General features: G+C 70.4%; 16 protein-coding genes and 1 other RNA gene. 11 read left to right on the top strand and 6 right to left on the bottom strand.

Going from position 1 to position 15,741, the window contains the following annotated elements:
* Window positions 1–14: 14 nt before the first annotated feature.
* Window positions 15–692 (top strand): YiaD family glycine zipper/OmpA-like lipoprotein, encoded by a 678-nt coding sequence (locus ABKA19_RS10350; RefSeq protein WP_202935634.1) that lies wholly within the window; start codon window positions 15–17, stop codon window positions 690–692.
* Between the two features lie 135 nt (window positions 693–827).
* Here ABKA19_RS10350 and ABKA19_RS10345 read toward each other — a convergent pair whose 3' ends face one another.
* Window positions 828–1,871 carry a LysR family transcriptional regulator gene (locus tag ABKA19_RS10345; RefSeq protein ID WP_353688830.1) on the bottom strand — a complete coding sequence of 348 codons (1,044 nt, stop codon included), beginning with the start codon at window positions 1,869–1,871 and terminating at the stop codon, window positions 828–830.
* A gap of 357 nt (window positions 1,872–2,228) precedes the next feature.
* On the opposite strand from ABKA19_RS10345, the gene ABKA19_RS10340 reads away from it, so the two are divergent.
* The 6 genes from ABKA19_RS10340 (at window position 2,229) to ABKA19_RS10315 (ending at window position 10,309) form a co-directional block, all read left to right on the top strand.
* Entirely contained in the window at window positions 2,229–3,011 is a 783-nt protein-coding gene (locus ABKA19_RS10340) for an SDR family NAD(P)-dependent oxidoreductase (RefSeq protein ID WP_202935636.1), read from the top strand.
* Between the two features lie 38 nt (window positions 3,012–3,049).
* Complete coding sequence (locus ABKA19_RS10335) at window positions 3,050–4,240, top strand: efflux RND transporter periplasmic adaptor subunit (protein WP_353688829.1); 1,191 nt, start codon at window positions 3,050–3,052, stop codon at window positions 4,238–4,240.
* A 109-nt stretch (window positions 4,241–4,349) separates the two neighbouring features.
* Window positions 4,350–7,508, top strand: coding sequence for an efflux RND transporter permease subunit (locus tag ABKA19_RS10330; protein WP_353688828.1), 3,159 nt, complete (start codon window positions 4,350–4,352; stop codon window positions 7,506–7,508).
* A 60-nt stretch (window positions 7,509–7,568) separates the two neighbouring features.
* Window positions 7,569–8,318 (top strand): SDR family oxidoreductase, encoded by a 750-nt coding sequence (locus ABKA19_RS10325; protein WP_353688827.1) that lies wholly within the window; start codon window positions 7,569–7,571, stop codon window positions 8,316–8,318.
* The gene (locus ABKA19_RS10320; RefSeq protein WP_353688826.1) at window positions 8,312–9,730 is read left to right on the top strand and encodes an efflux transporter outer membrane subunit; all 1,419 of its coding nucleotides are present in this window, start codon (window positions 8,312–8,314) and stop codon (window positions 9,728–9,730) included. The genes ABKA19_RS10325 and ABKA19_RS10320 overlap by 7 nt, the downstream gene beginning before the upstream one ends.
* Window positions 9,731–9,793: 63 nt before the next feature.
* Window positions 9,794–10,309: an MgtC/SapB family protein gene (locus ABKA19_RS10315; RefSeq protein WP_353688825.1), complete on the top strand. Its 516-nt coding sequence runs from the start codon at window positions 9,794–9,796 to the stop codon at window positions 10,307–10,309.
* Between the two features lie 21 nt (window positions 10,310–10,330).
* Here ABKA19_RS10315 and ABKA19_RS10310 read toward each other — a convergent pair whose 3' ends face one another.
* Window positions 10,331–10,567, bottom strand: a complete 237-nt coding sequence (locus ABKA19_RS10310) for a metallothionein (protein ID WP_162377374.1) — start codon at window positions 10,565–10,567, stop codon at window positions 10,331–10,333.
* A 258-nt stretch (window positions 10,568–10,825) separates the two neighbouring features.
* Between ABKA19_RS10310 and ssrA the strand changes: the two genes are divergently transcribed.
* Window positions 10,826–11,180: a transfer-messenger RNA gene (ssrA, locus tag ABKA19_RS10305) on the top strand.
* A 62-nt stretch (window positions 11,181–11,242) separates the two neighbouring features.
* On the opposite strand, the gene ABKA19_RS10300 is transcribed toward ssrA, so the two are convergent.
* Together ABKA19_RS10300 and smpB are read right to left on the bottom strand one after the other, a co-directional pair.
* Window positions 11,243–11,455 (bottom strand): hypothetical protein, encoded by a 213-nt coding sequence (locus ABKA19_RS10300; RefSeq protein WP_162375245.1) that lies wholly within the window; start codon window positions 11,453–11,455, stop codon window positions 11,243–11,245.
* A gap of 255 nt (window positions 11,456–11,710) precedes the next feature.
* Window positions 11,711–12,226: an SsrA-binding protein SmpB gene (gene smpB / locus ABKA19_RS10295; RefSeq protein WP_353688824.1), complete on the bottom strand. Its 516-nt coding sequence runs from the start codon at window positions 12,224–12,226 to the stop codon at window positions 11,711–11,713.
* A gap of 47 nt (window positions 12,227–12,273) precedes the next feature.
* Here smpB and ABKA19_RS10290 point away from each other — a divergent pair, with 47 nt between their 5' ends.
* The gene (locus ABKA19_RS10290) at window positions 12,274–12,702 is read left to right on the top strand and encodes a type II toxin-antitoxin system RatA family toxin (RefSeq protein ID WP_353688823.1); all 429 of its coding nucleotides are present in this window, start codon (window positions 12,274–12,276) and stop codon (window positions 12,700–12,702) included.
* A 2-nt stretch (window positions 12,703–12,704) separates the two neighbouring features.
* A complete protein-coding gene (locus ABKA19_RS10285) occupies window positions 12,705–12,971 on the top strand; it encodes an RnfH family protein (protein WP_353688822.1) in 267 nt (88 codons plus the stop codon).
* Between the two features lie 6 nt (window positions 12,972–12,977).
* On the opposite strand, the gene ABKA19_RS10280 is transcribed toward ABKA19_RS10285, so the two are convergent.
* On the bottom strand, window positions 12,978–13,382 hold the full coding sequence (locus ABKA19_RS10280) for an outer membrane protein assembly factor BamE (RefSeq protein WP_353688821.1): 405 nt from the start codon (window positions 13,380–13,382) through the stop codon (window positions 12,978–12,980).
* 116 nt (window positions 13,383–13,498) lie between these two features.
* Here ABKA19_RS10280 and fur point away from each other — a divergent pair, with 116 nt between their 5' ends.
* Window positions 13,499–13,906: a ferric iron uptake transcriptional regulator gene (gene fur / locus ABKA19_RS10275; protein ID WP_162375250.1), complete on the top strand. Its 408-nt coding sequence runs from the start codon at window positions 13,499–13,501 to the stop codon at window positions 13,904–13,906.
* A gap of 55 nt (window positions 13,907–13,961) precedes the next feature.
* On the opposite strand, the gene recN is transcribed toward fur, so the two are convergent.
* On the bottom strand, window positions 13,962–15,683 hold the full coding sequence (gene recN, locus ABKA19_RS10270; protein WP_353688820.1) for a DNA repair protein RecN: 1,722 nt from the start codon (window positions 15,681–15,683) through the stop codon (window positions 13,962–13,964).
* Between the last annotated feature and the right edge of the window lie 58 nt (window positions 15,684–15,741).

Below are 15,741 nucleotides of genomic sequence, written 5' to 3'. Positions count from 1 at the left end.
ACAGGAGCGCGCCCATGATCCGCAAGCAGACTTCCCTCGCCCTGGCCGCCGCCACGCTGGTCGCGCTGGCCGCCGCCGGTTGCCAGACCACCGACCCGTACACCGGGCAGCAGCAGCCCAACCGCACCGGCACCGGCGCGCTGATCGGCGCCGGCATCGGCATCGCCGCCGGCCTGCTCACCGGCGACAGCGCGGTCGAGCGCCGCCAGCACGCCATGATCGGCGCCGGCATCGGTGCCCTGAGCGGCGGTGCGATCGGCAACTACCAGGACCGCCAGCAGGCGGCATTGAACGAGAAGCTGCGCGGTACCGGCGTCGACGTGGCGCGCAAGGGCGACAACATCACCCTCAACATGCCGGGCAACGTCACCTTCGCCTTCAACAGCGCCAACATCGACCCGCAGTTCTACCCGGTGCTCAACGACGTGGCCGCGGTGCTGCGCGAGTACAACCAGACCGTGGTCGAAGTCGCCGGCCATACCGACAACATCGGCAGCGAGGAGGTCAACCAGCGCCTGTCCGAGCAGCGCGCCGGGGCGGTCGCCCAGTACCTGCAGGCGCAGGGCGTCCAGCAGGAGCGCCTGATCACCGTCGGTGGCGGCAAGCGCTATCCGATCGCCAGCAACGACACCGAGGCCGGGCGCGCGGCCAACCGCCGCGTCGAGATCACCTTGGTGCCGGTGCAGTCCTGAGCCACGGCAGAGCGCAGTGGCAGGACGGGCCGCGTGATGCGGCCCGTCCTGTCCAATCGCAGTGCTTCATCCCGATACTTCATCGCCCTAGTTGTATCGCAGTGATCCATCGCCGCGCTCCGGCGCGCGCGCATTTCAGCCCACCACCTGCTCGAGGATACGCTTGCCCTCGCGCTCGGCGGACTCGCTCCGCTCGGTCGGCGTTTCGTCCCCATGCTCCGCCGAGGCGCCCTTGCCGCCGGTACACATCGCCGGGCACTGGGCCATCATGTAGTCGGCGTTGCTGCTGAGCCGTTCCACCAGGAAGTCCACGAACGCGCGCACCTTCGGCGACAGGGTGCGACCGCGCGGGAACACCGCGTTGAGGTCCACCTCCGGTCCGGTCCAGCCGGCCAGCACGCGGCGCAGCGCGCCGGCCTCGACGTAGGGCTTGGCGGTGACGTCGCTGGCCAGGGTCAGGCCTTCGCCGCACAGTACCGCGCCGAGAAGCGCGGACGGATCGTTGGCCACCATCAGTGGCTGGATCGGATAGTCCACCGTGCGGCTGCCGTCGCTGAGCGGCCAGGTGATCCGCGAAGGATGATGGTGGTACGCCTTGCGCACCGCGACGATGCGGTGGTGCTGCAGTTCGTCCGGATGCAGCGGCTCGCCGTGGCGTTCGATGTAGCGCGGACTGGCGAAGACCTGGGTGCGGAAGCCGGCCAGGCGGCGCGCGACCATGGTCGAGTCGGCCAGCGTGCCCACCCGCAGGGCCACGTCTATCTCGTTGCCGATCAGGTCCACCGGATCGTTGCTCATGTGCATGTCCAGGCGGATGTCCGGATAGAGCTCGTGGAACTGCCCCAGCAGCGGCGAAATCCAGGCGATGCCGATCGAGTACGACACGGTGAAGCGCAGCCACCCGCGCGGGCCGCCCTGCAGCTGGCCGACCGCGCTTTCCGCCTCGGCCAGCTCCTGGGCGATGCGCTGGCAGTGTTCGTAGTACACGTTGCCGGCCTCGGTCAGGCCCAGGCGGCGGGTGGTCCGGTGCAGGAGCTGCGCGCCCAGGCGCGTTTCCAGCTCCTGCACCTTGCGGCTGACCGTGGTCTTGGGCAGGCCGAGCGACTTGGCCGCGGCGATGAAGCTGCCCTGTTCGATGACTTTGACGAAGACCAGGGTGTCGTTGAGATCGTGTGCCATGGGAAAGAGTCCGGGGGAGGGGATTGGACCGGCTGCGGGATGATTATTCCCTTTAATCAGGACTAATCAAGTCCGGATTGCAGGCGTAACTTGGCGGCCTGTTCACTGCAGCCGGCCCGCCCCCATGAAAATCCGCGACCTGATCGCCCGCCTGTTGCCCCCCTCCGGCCCCAGCAACGACAAGGGCTTGTCGCTCCGTTCCTTCGGGGAAAGCCGGCCGCACGGGCATTTCCGGGAGTTCACCGTGCCGCGGCGACTGCAGCGCGGTGGGGTGACGGTGTCGGCCGGCCGTGCAGCCGGAAAGCGGTGCCCAGGCGGGATTGTCCCTTGTGTGGGAGAAAATATCCCGTGAGTGGGATGCTCGCTCCCGAAGTTCTGGTCCTGGGCGCCAGCGGCAAGGTCGGCTCGGGCATCGTCGCCGCGCTTCTGGAGGCCGGCAGTCCGGTGCTGGCGGTCGGTCGCGACCGTCGCCGGCTGGAGCGGCTCGCCGAGGAGCATGCCGACGAGCCGGGGCTGGTGTTGTTGCCCGGGTCGGTCGCCAACGATCGCCAGGCCGCGCGGCTGGCCGCCCAGGTTGCCGAGCGCCCGCGGCCGCTGCGCGCGGTGGTCGACGCGGTCGGCGGTGCCCACCGCAGCGGTCGCCTGCTCGATGGGCCGGTCTCCTCGCTGCGGCGCATGCTCGACGACGACGTCCTGCCGCACCTGGCCGCCGCGCGCCACCTGTTGCCGCTGCTGGGCCGGCACGGCGACGCGCCCGGGCGCTACATCCTGATCGGCGGCCCGCAGACCGAGTGCGGCTGGTCGGGCTACGGCCAGGCCTCGGTCACCGTCGCCGCCTCGCGCATGCTGGCCAAGGTCCTGCATGAAGAAGCGCAGCCGCTGGGCGTGCGGCTGCAACTGCTGGCGATCGATTCCCCGGTGTGGACGGTCGACAACGCGGCCCATGCCTGCACCGGCTGGCCCAGCGCGCTGGCGGTGGGACGCAACGTGGTGGCGATGCTCGCCAGCCACGCCGAGCGCGGCCGCTGCGTGGTGGCGTTCTCGCCGCCGCACGCCGCGCCGCCGCACCGCCTGCTGGCCGGCGACATCGCCCCTTCGCTGGTCGCCCCGCCGCTCTCCGGCGACGGCCGCCCGGCATGACCCCCATTCCCCGAATCCTCCCCCAAGGAGCTGTTCCCATGAAGATTTCCAAGCCGTTCTCCCGTGGCCGCTGGCATGGCATCGCCGTCGGCGTGCTCGCGATGGCCGTGCTCGCCGGTTGCAGCGGGCAGGCCAACGAAGGCCATCCGCCGCCGCCGCAGGTCGGCGTGGCCACCGTCGCCGTCAAGCCGGTCCAGCAATGGGACGAGTACAGCGGCCGCATCGAGGCGGTCGAGAGCGTGGAGCTGCGGCCGCGCGTGTCCGGTTACATCGAACAGGTGAACTACCGCGAGGGCCAGGACGTGCGCAAGGGCGACGTGCTGTTCACCATCGATGCGCGGAGCTACCGCGCCGAGCTCTCCCGCGCCCAGGCCGAGTTGACACGCGCCCGCACCCGCGCCGAGCTGGCCCGCAGCGAAGCCGAGCGCGCCCGGCGCCTGAGCGAGGAGAAGGTGATCTCCACCGAGACCTGGGAGCAGCGCCGTTCGGCCGCCGAACAGGCCCGGGCCGACGTGGCGGCCGCGCAGGCGGCGGTCGACGCGGCACGGCTGGCGGTGGAGTGGACCCAGGTGCGCTCGCCGATCGACGGACGCGCCGGTCGCGCGCTGGTCACCGCCGGCAACCTGGTCGGCGCCGGCGACGGGGCCAGCGTGCTGACCACGGTGGTCTCGCTGGACAAGGTGCATGTCCACTTCGACGCCGACGAGCGCAGCTTCCTGCGCTATGCGCGCATGGAACGCGAGGGCGAGCGCCCCAGCGAGCGCGACGGCCAGGTGCCGGTGCAGGTGGCGCTGGCCGACGAGGACGGCTTCCCGCATGCCGGCGTGGTCGACTTCCTCGACAACCAGGTCGATCGCGGCACCGGCACCATCCGCGCCCGCGCCGTTCTCGACAACGCCGATCGCCGTTTCACGCCGGGCCTGTATGCGCGGGTGCGCGTGCTCGGCAGCGGCCGGTTCGAGGCGGCGCTGGTGGACGACAAGGCCGTACTCACCGACCAGGACCGCAAGTACGTGTACGTGGTCGACGGCGAGGGCAAGGCCCAGCGCCGCGACGTGCAAGTCGGCCGCAAGTCAGGCGACCTGCGCATCGTCGAGCAGGGCCTTGCCGCCGGCGACAAGGTAATCGTCAGCGGGGTGCAGAAGGTGTTCTTCCCGGGCATGCCGGTGCAGGCGCGGCCGGTGGCGGCCGAGCCCGCCGCCGCCACGACCCCGGTCGCCGCCAACTGAGTAGCTGATTCCGCCGCCGGCCGCGCCGGCCCGCCACATCGACCGGCTCCGTCCGCATCCGCGGACGGGGCACGGGACGCTCTTTCCGACTTCCACAGGAAATCCACCCATGGACTTCTCCCGATTCTTCATCGACCGGCCGATCTTCGCCGCGGTGCTGTCGATCGTGATCTTCGCCGCCGGCCTGATCGCGATCCCGCTGCTGCCGGTCGGCGAATACCCCGAAGTGGTGCCGCCCTCGGTGGTGGTGCGCACCGTCTACCCGGGCGCCAACCCCAAGGTCATCGCCGAGACCGTCGCCACGCCGCTGGAGGAAGCGATCAACGGCGTCGAGGACATGATGTACCTCAAGTCCGTCGCCGGTTCCGACGGCGTGCTGCAGCTGACGGCCACGTTCAAGCCCGGGACCGACCCGGACGAGGCCGCGGTGCGCGTGCAGAACCGCGTCGCCCAGGCGCAGGCGCGCCTGCCCGAGGACGTGCGCCGGCAGGGCGTGACCACCCAGAAGCAGTCGCCGGTGTTCCTGATGGTGGTGCACCTGGTGTCCAAGGATGGGCGTTACGACTCGCTGTACTTGCGCAACTACATGCGCCTGCACGTCAAGGACGAGCTGGCGCGCATCCCCGGCGTCGGCGATGCGCAGCTGTTCGGCGGCGGCGACTATGCGATGCGGCTGTGGCTGGACCCGGACAAGGTCGCCGCGCGCGGCATGACCGCCGGCGACGTGCTGCGCGCGGTGCGCGAGCAGAACGTGCAGGTCTCGGCCGGCCAGCTGGGCGCCGAGCCGATGCCCAATGGCAGCGACTTCCTGCTGCCGATCAACGCCAAGGGCCGGCTCGAGAGCGTCGAGGAATTCAACAACATCGTGCTCAAGAGCGGCGCGGACGGGCAGGTCGTGCGCCTGGCCGACGTGGCCCGGGTCGAGCTGGCGGCCGGCGACTACACCCTGCGCGCCCGCCTCAACGGCATGAACGCCTCGGCCATCGGCATCTTCCAGGCGCCCGGCGCCAACGCGCTGGAGATCCGCGACGCGGTCACCGGGAAGATGGAGCAGATCCGCAAGACCTTGCCGCCGGGCGTGGAGATCACATCGGTGTACGACACCACGGTCTTCGTCCGCGACTCGATCAAGTCGGTGGTCACGACGCTGCTGGAGGCCACGCTGCTGGTGGTGCTGGTGGTGATCCTGTTCCTGCAGACCTGGCGCGCCTCGATCATCCCGCTGCTGGCAGTGCCGGTGTCCGTGGTCGGCACGTTCGCAGTGCTGTACCTGCTGGGCTATTCGATCAACACGCTGACCCTGTTCGGCCTGGTGCTGGCGATCGGCATCGTCGTGGACGACGCCATCGTGGTGGTGGAGAACGTGGAACGCCACATCGAGCACGGTGCCACGCCGCTGGAAGCGGCCCACCTGGCCATGCGCGAGGTGTCCGGGCCGATCATCGCCATCGCCCTGGTGCTATGCGCGGTATTCGTGCCGATGGCCTTCCTGACCGGCGTCACCGGCCAGTTCTACAAGCAGTTCGCGGTGACCATCGCCATCTCCACGGTGATCTCGGCGATCAACTCGCTGACCCTGTCGCCGGCGCTGGCGGCCAAGCTGCTGCGGCCGCACGACGCGCCCAAGGACGGGCTGTCGCGGCTGATCGACCGCCTGTTCGGCTGGCTGTTCCGCCCATTCAACCGCTTCTTCAAGCGCAGCTCCGGGCGCTACGAGGGCGCGGTGTCCTGGGCACTGGGTCGGCGCGGCGCGGTGTTCGCGGTGTACGCGGTGCTGCTGCTGGGCGCCGGGGTGATGTTCAAGGCGGTGCCGGCCGGCTTCATCCCGGTGCAGGACAAGCTGTACCTGATCGCCGGGGTGAAGATGCCCGAAGGCGCCTCGATCGAGCGCACCGACGCGGTGCTGAAGAAGATGGCGGCCATGGCCATGGAAGTGGAGGGCGTGCAGGACGAGATCGCCTTCCCGGGCCTGAACCCGCTGCAGTTCACCAACACGCCCAACAGCGGCGTGGTGTTCTTCAACCTCAAGCCGTTCGGCGAGCGCAAGAACAGCGCCGAGCAGATCACCGCCGAGCTCAACCAGCGCTTCGCCGCGATCGAGGAGGGGTTCACCTTCGCCTTCATGCCGCCGCCGATCCAGGGACTGGGTAATGGTTCCGGCTGGTCGCTGTTCGTCGAGGACCGCACCCGGTTGGGCTATGGCGAACTGCAGGCGGCGGTGCAGGCGTTCCAGGGGGCGGCGGCGCAGACGCCGGGCCTGGGCTTCCCGATCAGCAGCTACCAGGCCAACGTGCCGCAGCTGGACGCGGAGGTCGACCGGGTCAAGGCCAAGGCGCAGGGCGTACCGCTGACCGAGCTGTTCGACACGCTGCAGACCTACCTGGGCTCGGCCTACGTCAACGACTTCAACATGTTCGGCCGCACCTGGCAGGTCATCGCCCAGGCCGACGGCCCGTTCCGCGACAACGTCGAGGACATCGCCAACCTGCGCACCCGCAATGCCAGCGGCGAGATGGTGCCGGTCGGTTCGATGGTCGACATCCGCCAGACCTACGGGCCGGACCCTGTGATCCGCTTCAACGGCTATCCGGCCGCCGACCTGCTGGGCGAAGCCGACCCGCGCGTGCTGTCTTCCGGCGAGGCGATGGCCAAGGTGGTCGAACTGGCGGAGCAGACGCTGCCGACCGGCATGGGCATCGACTGGAGCGACCTGAGCTACCAGCAGGCCACCCAGGGCAAGGCCGCGCTGGTGGTGTTCCCGCTGGCGGTGCTGCTGGCCTTCCTGGTGCTGGCGGCGCTGTACGAAAGCTGGACCCTGCCGCTGGCGGTGATCCTGATCGTGCCGATGACGCTGCTGTCGGCGCTGCTGGGCGTGTGGCTGGCTGGCGGCGACAACAACGTGTTCGTGCAGGTCGGCCTCGTGGTGCTGATGGGGCTGGCGTGCAAGAACGCGATCCTGATCGTCGAGTTCGCGCGCGAACTGGAGCTGCAGGGCAAGGGAATCGTCGAATCCGCGCTGGAGGCGTGCCGCCTGCGCCTGCGCCCGATCGTGATGACCTCGGTGGCCTTCATCGCCGGCACCGTGCCGCTGGTGCTGTCCACCGGCGCCGGCGCCGAGGTGCGCTCGATCACCGGCATCACCGTGTTCGCCGGCATGCTCGGGGTGACCGTGTTCGGCCTGTTCCTGACCCCCGTGTTCTACGTGGCGCTGCGCAAGCTCGCCAACCGTCCCCTGGTCTCCCACGCGCCCGCCCTGGCGCACGGATGACCTATACCGCCGGGGCCGCTCCGTGCGATCCCGTGCCTCCCCCTGACGAAGGAAAACGACATGAATACCGCATCGAAGATCGCCCTGGTCACCGGCGCCACCCGCGGCATCGGCCGCGAGACCGTGCGCCAGCTGGCCGAAGCCGGCGTGCACGTGCTGTTGGCAGGGCGCGACCTGGAACGCGCCAAGGCGGCGGCCGCCGCGTTGAAGGGCGACGGACTGCCCGTGGAAGCGATCGCGCTGGACGTCACCGACCCGGCCAGCATCGCCGCCGCGGCCAAGGAGGTCGAGCAGCGCCATGGCCGGCTCGACATCCTGGTCAACAACGCCGGCATCCTGGTCGACGAGGCCAGCAAGGGCGTTTCCGGCCAGTCGCTCGCCACCTGGCGCACCACGTTCGACACCAACGTGTTCGGCCTGATCGAAACCACGCAGGCGTTCCTGCCGCTGCTGCGCAAATCCGATGCGGGTCGCATCGTCAACGTCTCGAGCCTGCTCGGATCGATGGCCGAGCACCAGAACCCGGAGTCCTTCATCTACGAGTTCAAGGGCGTGCCGGCCTACAACGTGTCCAAGAGCGCGGTCAACGCGTGGACCATCCACCTGGCGCACGAGCTCAAGGACAGCGGCATCAAGGTCAACACCATCCACCCCGGCTACGTGCAGACCGACATGAACAAGGCTGGCGACCAGCAGAACGGCGAGTTGTCCGTCCCCGAGGGCGCGCGCACCAGCGTGCGGCTGGCATTGATCGGCAACGACGGCCCGACCGGCGGCTTCTTCTACTTCGACCAGGTGCTGCCATGGTGATCCGTCCGCTCGCGTTGGCCCTGGCCGCCGGCTTGCTCGCCGGTTGCGCGGTCGGTCCCGACTACCGCGCCGCGGCGCCGGCGCCGGTGCAGCTGCAGCACGCGCAGGTGGAGGGCGTGTTCGCGGCCGATTCGCCGGTGGCCGGCTGGTGGCGGCAGTTCGACGACCCGGTGCTGGAGCGGCTGGTCGGCGATGCGCTCGCGGCCAATCCCGACTTGCGCATCGCCATCACCCGCGTGCGCGCGGCGCGCGCGGTGTTCGTCGAGCGGCGGCTGGATCCCTGGCCGCACGTGACTGCCGGCGCCGACCAGCTGCGCACGCGCCAGGCGGCGGGTGTCGATGGCGAGCGCGTCACCACCGAGGAGTACAGCCTGGGCTTCGACGCGGCCTGGGAGCTGGACCTGTTCGGCCGCCTGCGCCGCGGTGCCGAGGCCGCGCGCGCGGACCTGGAAGCCGAGCAGGCAAGCCTGGAGGACGTGCAGGTCAGCGTTGCCGCCGAAGTGGCGCGCAACTATTTCCTGCTGCGCGGTGTGCAGAAGCGGATTGCCGTCGCCAAGCAGACCCTGGCCAACCTGCACGACACCCTGCGCCTGACCGAAACCCGCCGCGACCTGGGCGCCGGCAGCGAGCTGGATGTCCAGAGCAGCCGTGCCCAGCTCAAGCAGATCGAGGCCGGCATCCCGCTGCTGGAAACCAGCGCGGCGCGTGCCCGGCATCGCCTGGCGGTGCTGCTGGGCCTGCAGCCGGGCGCGCTCGATCCGTTGCTGGCGCCGCGGCCGACCCCGGCCTACGCCAAGGCGTTGCCGCTGGGCGACACGCGCGAGCTGCTGCGCCAGCGCGCCGACGTACGCATGGCCGAGCGGCACCTGGCCGCAGCGACGGCGCGCGTGGGCGTGGCGACGGCCGACCTGTTCCCGCGGATCAGCATCGGTGGCTTCGCCGGCTTCGTCTCCGGCGATTTCAGCGGCCTGGTGGCCGGCGGCAACCAGGCCTGGTCGCTGGCGCCGTCGATCCGCTGGGCGGCGTTCGACTTCGGCAGCGTGCGTGCGCGTCTGCGTGCGGCCGAGGCGGGCGCGGACGGGGCTGCGGTGGCCTACGAGAAGGCCGTGCTGGCCGCGCTGGAGGACACTGAGAACTCGCTGGTGGATTACGCAAGGCACCAGGAGCGCCTGCGGATCGTGGCCGACCAGGCTGCGGCCGCGCGGCGGGCCGAGCAGCTGGCCCAGGCCGGTTACCGCGAGGGCGCGGCCGACTTCCTGCTGCTGCTGGATGCCCAGCGCACCCAGCTGGCGGCCGACGACGCGCTCGCCGATGCCGAGGCGGCGGTGAACATCGCCGCCGTGGGCGTCTACAAGGCGCTGGGAGGCGCAGGCACGGCGGGCGAGGGTGGCCTGGCGTCGCTGGCCCGCTAGGCCGCGGCGCCGACACGGCCTTCACGGTCCACTGCGGATCGTGGCGCCGTTCAAGGAGCCACGATGGACTGGATCGAAGAATTGCGGGTGTTGCCAGGCATCCTCTACGCCATGGCGCTGGGAGGCGCGATCGGATTCGAGCGCGAGCTGAAGGACAGGCCGGCCGGCTTCCGCACGCACATGCTGGTGGCCGGCACCGCGGCGCTGCTGCTCGGCCTGAGCCGGATGATCCTGGAGGATGCGCACTACGCCGGTACCGGCCTGCAGATCGATCCGCTGCGCCTGGTGGAGGCGGTGATCGCCGGCATTTCCTTCATCGGTGCCGGCACCATCTTCGCCAGCCGCGGCGGTCGGGGCGTGGAGGGCATCACCACCGCCGCGTCATTGCTGATGGTGGCCGCCATCGGGATCACCGTCGGCTTCGGCTACCACGTCCTGGCGCTTGCGATCACGCTGCTGGCGCTGGCGGTCCTCACCGTGCTCCGATGGCTGGAGCGTCGCGCGATCGGGCCGGTGCGCGGGCCCGATCCGGACCACCCGCGTCGCGCCGACCCGCGCGACGGCGACCGGAAAGCGTAACCACCGTCCCTCCGCGGCTGCTCAGACGCGGTCGTCCAGGCCTTCCACACCGGCATGCCGGGCGCAGCTGGCGCAACAGAAGAAGCGACCGTCGTGCTCGGCGCCGTGGCCGATGATCCGGCAGCGGCAGTGCTCGCAACGCGGCGCCGCGGCATGGATGGCGCATTCGAACGAGTCGTAGGTGCCGCGCGTGCCATCGGCCTGGATGAGCTGGAAGGCCTTGTCGTAGTCGTTTCCGCAGACATCGCAACGGGCCATGGTGGACTCCTTCGCTGGTCGGGAGGTTCGATTCCAGCGCACCTGGCGTGAACGCAAGGCGAGGCGACCGTCGTGCGCGCCGGCCTGGGCGCCCGGCCCCCGGCCGCGCATCGACGGGGCGGGAGCGGCTCGGGGGGCGGCGAGTCCGGAGAGGCGGCGGATGAACGCAGGCAAGCGAGCGGCGGCGTGCGCCTTGAAGCGACCGCACCGCGTCCCTACACTGGACCTCGTCTGGCGATGACTTCGCCCGCAGCTTCCGGGGGTGTCCTGGTTTCGACGGGGGTCGCGAAATCGACTGGCGCATGCCGAGGGGGCAGCTTTCCTCGTTAATCCAGCGGCAAACTCATAGTTGCCAACGACGACAACTACGCTCTCGCCGCTTAAGGCGTAGCCCCGAACCCACTTGTGCCTGTGCTCGTGGATGTAGGGTCATTATCACGGGATGCTCCGGTGGTGGTTACCTGTCAGCCACCGGTCAAGACTCAACAGGCGTGTCCCGAGGTGCGCTTAGCACGCCGTGCTGCCAAGGGACGAGAACCAACGGTGAGCTAAGCATGTAGTGCCGGAGATGGAGTACCTTCGGACGGCGGTTCGACTCCGCCCACCTCCACCATCCACTGGAACGCGAAAGGCCGGGACTTGTCCCGGCCTTTCGCGTTTTCCTGGTGCCCGGCTTCAGGGGAAGGAAGCGACCAGCTCCAGTTCGCCGTCGTCGTTCTCCGCCTCGATCCGGGTCGGAATGAAGCGCAGGCCGGCGCGCGAATCGGCGATGACGCGGGCGATCTGCATGGCCTGTTCGCGCTCCAGGAACCAGAACGACGGCGTGCCATTGTCGATCAGGCGCCATCCGCCATGTGATCCGACCAGTTGCAGGGTGCTCGGGGGCATGGCGGTCCGTTCGCGGTGAGGGGCTCCCCGGCCCGGCGTCCTGCCGGCGACCTTGTCCATTGCAGAGCGGTTCCGTATCTAGCGGTGCAAGCCGTTCTGCCGGGGCGAAGGAAGCTTGCCCCGTGAAGGCGGTACCACGCAGTCAGGGGACTCCCCACCGTGGGGTAGGAAATTTCCTACCCGGGGTGGCGGAGCGCAGGCGGCCGGGTCGGCGCGCCCAGCCCCCAGGCAGCCCCCGGGATTTTCCGTCCGCGCTCAGGCGTCCTTGTTGTGGCGGCGCATGGCGCGCTGCTTCTCGCGCTGCCAGTCGCGCTCCTTGGCGGTGTCGCGCTTGTCGTGCTCCTGCTTGCCCTTGGCCAGGGCGATCTCGAGCTTGACCTTGTTCTTGCTCCAGTACATCGCCGTGGGCACCAGGGTGTAGCCGTCGCGCTGGACCCGGCCGATCAGCTTGTCGATCTCGTGCCGGTGCAGGAGCAGCTTGCGCGTGCGGCGATCGTTGGCGATGACGTGGGTGGAGGCCTGGATCAGCGGGGTGATCTGCGCGCCGATCAGGTAGATCTCGCCGTCCTGGACGTAGGCGTAGCCGTCGGTCAGGTTGGCGCGGCCGGCGCGGATCGCCTTGACCTCCCAGCCCTGCAGGGCCAGGCCGGCTTCGACGCGGTCGATCAGGTGGTACTCGTGGCGGGCACGCTTGTTCAGCGCGATGGTGCGGTTGGCCGGCTCGGCCTTCGCCTTGGCCTTTGCCTTATCATGGCCCGGTTGCTTGCTCATCCTGCCATTGTCGCCCAATTCGGGCGCCGGAAGACGCCCGCCCGTCCATGCCCAGCATCCACCGCAGCGCCCTGGTCGAGCATTCGGCCGCCCGCATGTTCGACCTGGTCAACGACGTGGCCGCCTATCCCAGGCGCTTCGCCTGGTGCGAGCAGGCGCACGTGCTGGAGCAGGACGAAACGCGGATGCTGGCGCGCCTGGATCTGGGGCTGGGTTCGTTGCGGACCTGGTTCACCACCGAAAACCGGCTGGAACGGCCGCATCGCATCGACATGCAGTTGCGCGAGGGGCCGTTCCGGAAGCTGCACGGCGTCTGGACCTTCCACGCTCTCGACGAGGCGTCGTGCAAGGTCGCCCTGACCCTGGATTTCGAGCCGAAGTCGCGGCTGCTGGTGCCGGTCCTCACGCTCGGCTTCCAGGGCCTGGCCGACCGCATGGTCGACGACTTCGTGCGCGTGGCCGACCGCGGGGGCTGATCGTGCCCCACGTGCAGGTGGTGATCGCCTGGCCGCACCGGCACGAGCAGCGCGACCTGCGGCTGGCGGACGGGGCGACGGTGGGCGATGCGCTGCGCGCGGCGGCGCTGGCCGACGAGGCGGATCTGGCCGGGGTGGCGGTGTTCGGCGTGCTGGCGGACCGCTCCACCGTGTTGCGCGAAGGCGACCGGGTCGAACTGCTCAGGCCGCTGCAGGTGGATCCGAAGGAAGCGCGGCGCCGGCGCGCGCTGCGCCAGCGCGAAGGCTGAGCCCGGTCAGCGGCGACCGCCGCCCTTTTCTTCCTTGGGCAGGTTGGGCCCGAACTGGCGGTTGGCGCTGCGTGCCAGCTCGAGATCCTGTTCCGGGAAATAGTCGCCTTCCCAGCGGACCAGGGCGTCGTTCTCGAAGTGCAGGGTCAGGGTCTTGCTTTCGGTGGTGCCGCGGCGATTGGTCCGCTCGGTGGCGCTGTAGTCCCAGCGCTGGGCGTGGAATGGATCCTGGACCGAAGGCGTCCCCAGCAGGCCGGCGACCTGCTGCTTGCTGAGGCCCGGCTTGAGCTGGTCGACCGCTTCCTTCTCCAGCAGGTTGCCCTGGTAGATCGGCTGTTTGTACAGCACGCCGCAACCGGCGATGGCGAGCGAAAGAGGGGCGATCAGCAGCAGGCGGCGGAAGCTGGGCATTGCGGGCACGCGGGACGGAAAGTCGGCCGATGATACACTCCCGGCGCGCCCGGGGGCCGCCGACACGCGACTGGCGGTAAACCGGCAGTAAATGGATGGGTTGAACGGAGAGGGCTATGGAATCGAACGATCTGCGCCGCGTCGGGCTGAAGGTCACCCATCCGCGGATGCGCATCCTCGAGCTGCTGGAGGAGAAACAGCCCCAGCACCACCTCACCGCCGAGGACATCTACCGCCGGCTGCTCGAGCATGGCGACGAGATCGGCCTGGCCACGGTCTATCGCGTGCTGACCCAGTTCGAGGCGGCCGGGCTCGTGATCAAGCACAACTTCGAAGGCGGCCAGGCCATGTACGAACTGGACCGCGGCGGCCACCACGACCACATGGTCGACGTGGACACCGGCAAGATCATCGAGTTCGAGAGCCCGGAGATCGAGAAGCTCCAGCGCGAGATCGCGGCCCGGCACGGCTACGAGCTGGAAGAGCACTCGCTGGTCCTGTACGTGCGCAAGAAGCGCCGCTGACCCGCCTGCGGACGCGCCCTGGCGTCCGCCCCGCACCCGTCCTGCACCGAAACGATCAGCGCGAACGTGCGCCGGCGCGTCGTGGCGTCCGCGTGACGGGCTGGTCGGCGTCCACCGCGCCGTCCAGCAGGCGCCGCGCCGCGGCGTGCGCTTCGGGGCCGATCGACACGCCGCCCAGCATGCGCGCCAGCTCCTGCTCGCGGCCCGCGTCGTCGAGCAGTTCCACCGCGCTGCGGGTGATGCCTTCGACCGGCGCCTTGCTGACCCGGTAATGGGCATGCCCCTGCGCGGCCACCTGCGGCAGGTGGGTCACGCACAGCACCTGCCGCGCGCGACCCAGTGCGCGCAGCTTGCGCCCGACGATCTCGGCCACCGCGCCGCCGATGCCCGAATCCACTTCGTCGAACACCATCGTCGGCACCGCGTCCGAGCCGAGCGCGGCCACTTCGATCGCCAGCGAGATGCGCGACAGCTCGCCACCCGAGGCGACCTTGCGCAGCGGCCGCGGCGGCTGCCCGGCATTGGCGGCAACCAGGAACTCGACGCGCTCGGCGCCGTTGGGGTCGGGGCGCCCGGTCGCGGCCGGTTCCAGCTCGACCAGGAAGCGGCCGCCGCCCATGCCCAGCTCGGCCACCAGCGCGGTAGTGGCCGTGGCCAGGGCATCGCCCGCACGGCGGCGGCTGGCGCTGAGCGCATCGGCCGCTCTCTGCCAGGCGGCGGCGGCGGCGGCGATCTCGGCGTCCAGGCGATCCAGGCGCTCGCCGGCGCCGCGCAGCGTCGCCAGTTCGTCGGCCACCCGGTCGCGATGGGCGGCCAGTTCGGCCGGGGCGAGGCGGTGCTTGCGGGCCAGGTCGTGGACCCGGCCCAGGCGCCGCTCCAGCTCGTCGAAGCGCGCCGGATCCAGTTCCAGGTCGTCGCGGATGCGGCCGACCAGGGCCAGCGCCTCCTCGATCTGCACGCCGGCGCCTTCGAGCAGGCCGTCCGCCTCGCCCAGCCGCGGCTCATGCGCGGCCGCGCGGCCCAGCACGCCGCGGACCTGCTGCAGCAGGCTCGCCAGGGAGGGCGATTCCTCGCCGCCGAGCCGGGCCACCGCATCCTCGCAGGCGGCGATCAGGCCGGCGGCATTGGCATGGCGGCGGTGGGCCAGGTCGAGCGCCTCCAGCGCGGCCGGGTCCAGGTCCTCGCGTTCCAGCTCGGCCAGCTGGTGTTCGAGCCAGCCGATCCGGTCGGATACGTCGCCCTGGGCCAGCAGGTGCTCGCGCTCGGCCAGCAGTGCCTGCCAGGCCGCCGCGGCGGTGCGCACCGCCGCGCGTTCGGCATCGTTGCCGGCATGGCCATCGAGCAGGGCCAGCTGGCTGGCGCGCGACAGCAGCGACTGGTGTTCGTGCTGGCCGTGGATCTCCACCAGCAGGCCGGCCAGTTCGGCCAGCTGCGCCAGGGTCACCGGCCGCCCGTTGATCCAGGCGCGCGAGCCGCCGTCGCCGCGGATGACGCGGCGCAGCTGGCACTGGCCGTCCTCGTCCAGTTCGTTCTCGCGCAGCCAGGCCTGGGCGGCGGCGTTGCCCACCAGGTCGAACCCGGCCGCCAGTTCGGCGCGTTCGCAGCCATGGCGGACCACGCCGCTGTCGGCGCGCAGGCCGGAAAGGAATCCCAGCGCATCGACCAGCAACGACTTGCCGGCGCCGGTCTCGCCGGAAACCACGGTCATTCCGGGGCCGAACTCCAGCTCGGTGGCGCGGACGACGGCGAAGTCTTTCAGGGCGAGATGGGTCAGCATGGCCGGTATTGTAGGGCGGGCACGGTGGCCGGATGGTGCGTGGCGCCTGTCGCAGGCG

Source organism: Pseudoxanthomonas sp. Soil82 (genome assembly GCF_040446535.1).
Lineage (GTDB): Bacteria > Pseudomonadota > Gammaproteobacteria > Xanthomonadales > Xanthomonadaceae > Pseudoxanthomonas > Pseudoxanthomonas kaohsiungensis.
This window is presented reverse-complemented; position numbering and strand designations above follow the sequence as displayed.

Bases quoted from the DNA above. Each gene is read 5' to 3' on its own strand.
- recN (WP_353688820.1), bottom strand. From the start codon at position 15,683: ATGCTGACCCATCTCGCCCTGAAAGACTTCGCCGTCGTCCGCGCCACC.
- ABKA19_RS10310 (WP_162377374.1), bottom strand. From the start codon at position 10,567: ATGGCCCGTTGCGATGTCTGCGGAAACGACTACGACAAGGCCTTCCAG.
- ABKA19_RS10345 (WP_353688830.1), bottom strand. From the start codon at position 1,871: ATGGCACACGATCTCAACGACACCCTGGTCTTCGTCAAAGTCATCGAA.
- ABKA19_RS10350 (WP_202935634.1), top strand. From the start codon at position 15: ATGATCCGCAAGCAGACTTCCCTCGCCCTGGCCGCCGCCACGCTGGTC.
- smpB (WP_353688824.1), bottom strand. From the start codon at position 12,226: ATGAGCAAGCAACCGGGCCATGATAAGGCAAAGGCCAAGGCGAAGGCC.
- ABKA19_RS10315 (WP_353688825.1), top strand. From the start codon at position 9,794: ATGGACTGGATCGAAGAATTGCGGGTGTTGCCAGGCATCCTCTACGCC.
- fur (WP_162375250.1), top strand. From the start codon at position 13,499: ATGGAATCGAACGATCTGCGCCGCGTCGGGCTGAAGGTCACCCATCCG.
- ABKA19_RS10325 (WP_353688827.1), top strand. From the start codon at position 7,569: ATGAATACCGCATCGAAGATCGCCCTGGTCACCGGCGCCACCCGCGGC.
- ABKA19_RS10280 (WP_353688821.1), bottom strand. From the start codon at position 13,382: ATGCCCAGCTTCCGCCGCCTGCTGCTGATCGCCCCTCTTTCGCTCGCC.
- ABKA19_RS10320 (WP_353688826.1), top strand. From the start codon at position 8,312: ATGGTGATCCGTCCGCTCGCGTTGGCCCTGGCCGCCGGCTTGCTCGCC.
- ABKA19_RS10290 (WP_353688823.1), top strand. From the start codon at position 12,274: ATGCCCAGCATCCACCGCAGCGCCCTGGTCGAGCATTCGGCCGCCCGC.
- ABKA19_RS10330 (WP_353688828.1), top strand. From the start codon at position 4,350: ATGGACTTCTCCCGATTCTTCATCGACCGGCCGATCTTCGCCGCGGTG.
- ABKA19_RS10340 (WP_202935636.1), top strand. From the start codon at position 2,229: ATGCTCGCTCCCGAAGTTCTGGTCCTGGGCGCCAGCGGCAAGGTCGGC.
- ABKA19_RS10335 (WP_353688829.1), top strand. From the start codon at position 3,050: ATGAAGATTTCCAAGCCGTTCTCCCGTGGCCGCTGGCATGGCATCGCC.
- ABKA19_RS10300 (WP_162375245.1), bottom strand. From the start codon at position 11,455: ATGCCCCCGAGCACCCTGCAACTGGTCGGATCACATGGCGGATGGCGC.